Below are 3983 nucleotides of genomic sequence, written 5' to 3'. Positions count from 1 at the left end.
GCTCATGTGAGGACACCCAGTGCTTCCGCGCGCAGGGCGGCCGCGTAGGCCAGGCGCTCGGCGGCGTCGTCCGTACCGCCAACGTCCGTACCGCCAACGTCCGTACCGCCAGCGTCCGTACCGTCACCGTTCGGGCTGCCGCCGTTCGTGCCGGAGGCGGCGGCCAGTGCCTCGGTGACCGTGCGGATGCTGCCCAGCTCGCCGCGCACGCCCCGGCCGAGCTGTTCGACCCGGTCGCCGCAGCGGGCCTGGGCGCGGCAGTGGAAGCCGAGCTCGCAGATGGAGAGGCAGTCCGGGCTGTACGCGGCGGGCACCGCCTCGACCGCGGCGGTCAGCTGCTCGGTGGTGCGCGCCGGGGAGCCCTCCTCGTCGGTGGCCAGGTCGAAGTCGCTGCCCGGCGGCAGCGCCTCCAGCAGCCGCCCGATGCCGGTCATCCGGCTCAGCTGGCGGCGGGTGGTGGCCAGCTCGCGGCGGACGTCGACGGTGACCGCGGTCGGCCGGTTGCCGAAGTCCTTCGGGCAGACCAGCAGCACGCTGGTGTGGGGACTGCCCGGCAGCCGCTGCTCGGTGTACGGGTCATCGGAGAGCGGCTGCCCGGCGGCCGCGGCGGCGGCGTGCTGGAGCGCCAGCACGTACACCGCGGCCTGGCGGGCGGCGGCGCCGACCTTGGCCGGGTCCGCACTGCCGTCCAGCACCGGGAAGGACTTGATCTCGACCACCGTGCAGCGTCCGCCGTGCACCACCAGGGCGTCCGGCTCCAGGTAGGCGGTGCCGCCGGCCACGTCCAGGCGCAGCAGCGGGTGGTCCAGCAGCGTCCAGGCCTCCGGCTCGGCGGCGGCCCCGGCCAGCGCCTCGGCCGTCCGGTCGGCGCGGACGGCCGGGCCGGAGCGGTGCAGCAGGTCCGGCACCAGCAGCGGGGCGCGGTCGTCCGCCGGGACACCGAGGTGGGCGCGGAGCGGCTCCAGCAGCGCGGCGTAACCGTCCGCCTTCAGCCGGGACTCGAAGATCACGCCGCGGGAGATCGCGAACGGTGACTGGCCGAAGGGGGCGGGGCGGCCGAGCCGGGCGGCCAGCGCCGACTTGTCCACCCCGGCCGCGTCCAGCACGGCGCGGCGGTGGCAGCCGGGATTGGCGGCGAGCGCGGCGAGGGAGCGGGCGTTCAGACTGCGCTGCGGGGCCGGTCCGCGCAGCTCGGCGAGCCGCTGGGCGAGCGGCTCAGCGGGCCCGCTGGGCGGGACGTTCGTCGAGACGTTCATGGTGCGGCCCAGTGTCGCATCCGGGGCCGACAACGCGGTGACGACGGTGACGGTGACGGTGCCCGTGACGACGGGAGGCTGACGGTGACGGCGGTGGTGATGACGGGGGCGATGGCGGCGGCGATGACGGTGGCGACGCGGCGCGGACCGGCCGGAACCGATCGTCGCCGGGGCCCTGGATCGTGACCGCGCTCCGGGTGGGGGATCATGGAACCCGGTGCTCAAGGGTGAGACCGACCGTTGACCGTCCCGCTGCGAGGAGCCCCCCCCATGCCCGCCCGAATCGTGCTGGTCCGCCACGGCGAGACCGAGTGGTCGGCCACCGGCCGCCACACCGGCCGAACCGACATCCCGCTGACCGAGGAGGGCCGCGCGATGGCCCGGGCGCTCGGCGCCCGGCTCGCCAAGGCCCCCTGGAACGGGCTCCCGGACGCGCTCGTCTACACCAGCCCGCTCGGCCGCGCCAAGGAGACCTGCGAACTGGCCGGCTTCGGGGACCGCGCGGTGGAGCGCCCTGAGCTGATGGAGTGGGACTACGGCCGCTACGAGGGCCGCACCGGCGCGGACATCCGCGCCACCGACCACCCCGGCTGGCTGATCTGGCGCGACGGCGTGCCCGGAGGCGAGAAGCTCTCCGAGGTGGCCGCCCGGGTGGACGCCTTCCTCGCCGGCCTCAACGAGGAGCACGGAGTCCCCGACCCGGACACCACCGTCATGCACTGCGCCGACCGGGACGTCATCCTGTTCGCGCACGGCCACCTGCTGCGGATCCTGACCGCCCGCTGGCTGGGCCTGCCGCCCGAGTTCGCCCAGCGGTTCAAGCTCGGTACGGCGGCGCTGTGCGTGCTGTCCTGGGAGTACGGCGCCCCGGCGGTGGAGGTCTGGAACGACCTCTCCCACCTGGACGGGCTGAACTCCGGCCACTGAGAGGGTCGATGGCGATCCGTCAGGCGGCCGCCGCCCGGTCGTAGTCGGCCAGGAAGCGGTGGACCTCGGGCACCGCGGTGTGTCGGCGCAGCCGCCCCGCGGTGTCCGCCAGCATGCTGCGGATCCGGGCGGAGCCGACCTCGCCGAACAGCGCGACGGCGGCCGAGCCGTGGTGCCCAGCGCCCGCCAAGTCCCCCCGGCCGAGCCGGTCGTGGGCCAGTTCGGCGGTGTACAGCACCCGGTTGCGGACGAAGTGCGGTTCCTGTAGCGCTATCGCCAGTGCGGCCTGCTCGCTGGCGCGGTCCCAGTCGCCGAGCGCGGACCAGCACTGCGACTGGAGACCGGAGATCTCCGCGTCGCCGAAGAAGGACATCCACTCCGGATCGGCCTCGGAGGGGCCGCGGTCGAAGAGCGTGTAGGCCCGGGTGATCGCCCGTTCGCACGCGTCGCGGTCCCGCAGCAGGGCCCAGGCGCCGGCCTCGCGCATGGCCAGCAGGGCGAGCAACCGGTCGGAGTCCAGCTGCCGGGCGGCGACCTGCCCGGCCTGCGCGGCGCGCAGCGCCTCGCGCGGGCGCCCGGCGTCCCGGGCCAGGAAGGCGCTGTTGCAGAAGACGTGCGCCTCCAGCGCGGAGTCCCCGGCCATCCGGGCGGTGGCCAGCGCCTCGGCGTAGAACGATCGGGCGTCCGCGAGCCGGTTCGAGTCGTGGGCCAGCCACCCGACGGAGATGGCCAGTTCGCCGGCCCCGGACTGGAGCCGACGCTCCGTCTCGGCGCTGTAGTCGCCCTCGTTGAGCAGCAGGTAGGCGGTGCGCAGCGACTGCCCGGCGAGCTCGTACAGGGCGTCGGCGCCGTGTGCGTCGTCGGCCAGTCTGATCTCCCGGACGGCCTGTTCGACGCGGAGCGCCTCGGCGGCACCGACCTTGCGCGGTGGTGGCACCGGCCCGGGCCGACCGGGCACCACCGGGTCGATGCCGAGTAGCGAGGGTGCGGCGAACTCCGCACCGGGGGAGGCACCTTGGCCGGTGGCCGGGCCGAAACCGGCAACGGCGGCGGGATCGGCGGCGGCCGACCGGTCGATGCCGATCACGGCGGCCAGCGCGGTCGAGCCGCCGGCCAGGAACGTACGGCGACGCACGTCGTCGTTCTCCTCGTCGAGATAGGGCGATCCGTCGGGCCCCCTGGGCACCGCGCCGACCACCGGCCACGGGGGCCCGTCCGGAACGGCTGGATCCGCGTACGGCGAGGCAGCGTACGGGAGTTGAGTGGAGAGTGGTGAGCGCGGGGCGGGCAGGGGCGGGAACGGCGGGTGGAGCGATGGGTGGAGCGGCGGCGCCTCGGCGGCCCCGCGTCCGCCGTCCGCCGAGCGGCGGCGGACGGCGGCGCGGGGGGCGAAGCCGAGGTCGGTGAGCGTGCGGTCCGGCCACATGTGCCGGAAGACCCGTTCGTAGGCGTAGTTGGGACAGCGGATCTCACCGGATTCGACCCGGCCGATGTAGCGGGCGTCGCAGGACACGTGCTCGCCGATCTCTCGGGCGGCCCGGCGGACGGCCGTGGCGAACTCGCCGGGCGAGCGGTCGCCGCGCAGGGCGCGCATCACGGTATTGGGGGACGGTCGGTTCGGCTCGGCCGGTGGGGTGGCTGCCATGGCGCAGAGAGTACTCGGAGTCACCAGGCGACCACGTTCGGTTTGTGGGAGATATGCGGTCAATCCGGTGCGAAGCGGGCGTTGTTGCGGGATATCCGCCATGAAATGCCATGCCTTGCTGTAAGGCGCCCCGTGGCCTTGCGTGTCACTGCCGC

3 protein-coding genes are annotated in these 3983 nt (G+C 74.8%); 1 reads left to right on the top strand and 2 read right to left on the bottom strand.

Annotated features, from left to right (window positions below):
* Positions 1-2 precede the first annotated feature (2 nt).
* Complete coding sequence (locus tag J0670_RS32345) at positions 3-1256, bottom strand: hypothetical protein (RefSeq protein WP_207815612.1); 1254 nt, start codon at positions 1254-1256, stop codon at positions 3-5.
* Between the two features lie 270 nt (positions 1257-1526).
* Here J0670_RS32345 and J0670_RS32340 point away from each other — a divergent pair, with 270 nt between their 5' ends.
* Entirely contained in the window at positions 1527-2183 is a 657-nt protein-coding gene (locus J0670_RS32340) for a histidine phosphatase family protein (RefSeq protein WP_207815611.1), read from the top strand.
* Positions 2184-2202: 19 nt separating this feature from the next.
* Here J0670_RS32340 and J0670_RS32335 read toward each other — a convergent pair whose 3' ends face one another.
* Positions 2203-3828, bottom strand: coding sequence for a tetratricopeptide repeat protein (locus J0670_RS32335; protein ID WP_207815608.1), 1626 nt, complete (start codon positions 3826-3828; stop codon positions 2203-2205).
* Between the last annotated feature and the right edge of the window lie 155 nt (positions 3829-3983).

Source organism: Streptomyces sp. FH025 (assembly GCF_017427025.1).
Lineage (GTDB): Bacteria > Actinomycetota > Actinomycetes > Streptomycetales > Streptomycetaceae > Kitasatospora.
Note: the sequence above shows the minus strand (reverse complement) of the source record. Positions and strands in the feature narration are given on the sequence as shown.

What these genes read in the sequence shown, in the direction of transcription:
- J0670_RS32345 (WP_207815612.1), bottom strand. Translation starts at nt 1,256, where the DNA reads ATGAACGTCTCGACGAACGTCCCGCCCAGCGGGCCCGCTGAGCCGCTC.
- J0670_RS32340 (WP_207815611.1), top strand. Translation starts at nt 1,527, where the DNA reads ATGCCCGCCCGAATCGTGCTGGTCCGCCACGGCGAGACCGAGTGGTCG.
- J0670_RS32335 (WP_207815608.1), bottom strand. Translation starts at nt 3,828, where the DNA reads ATGGCAGCCACCCCACCGGCCGAGCCGAACCGACCGTCCCCCAATACC.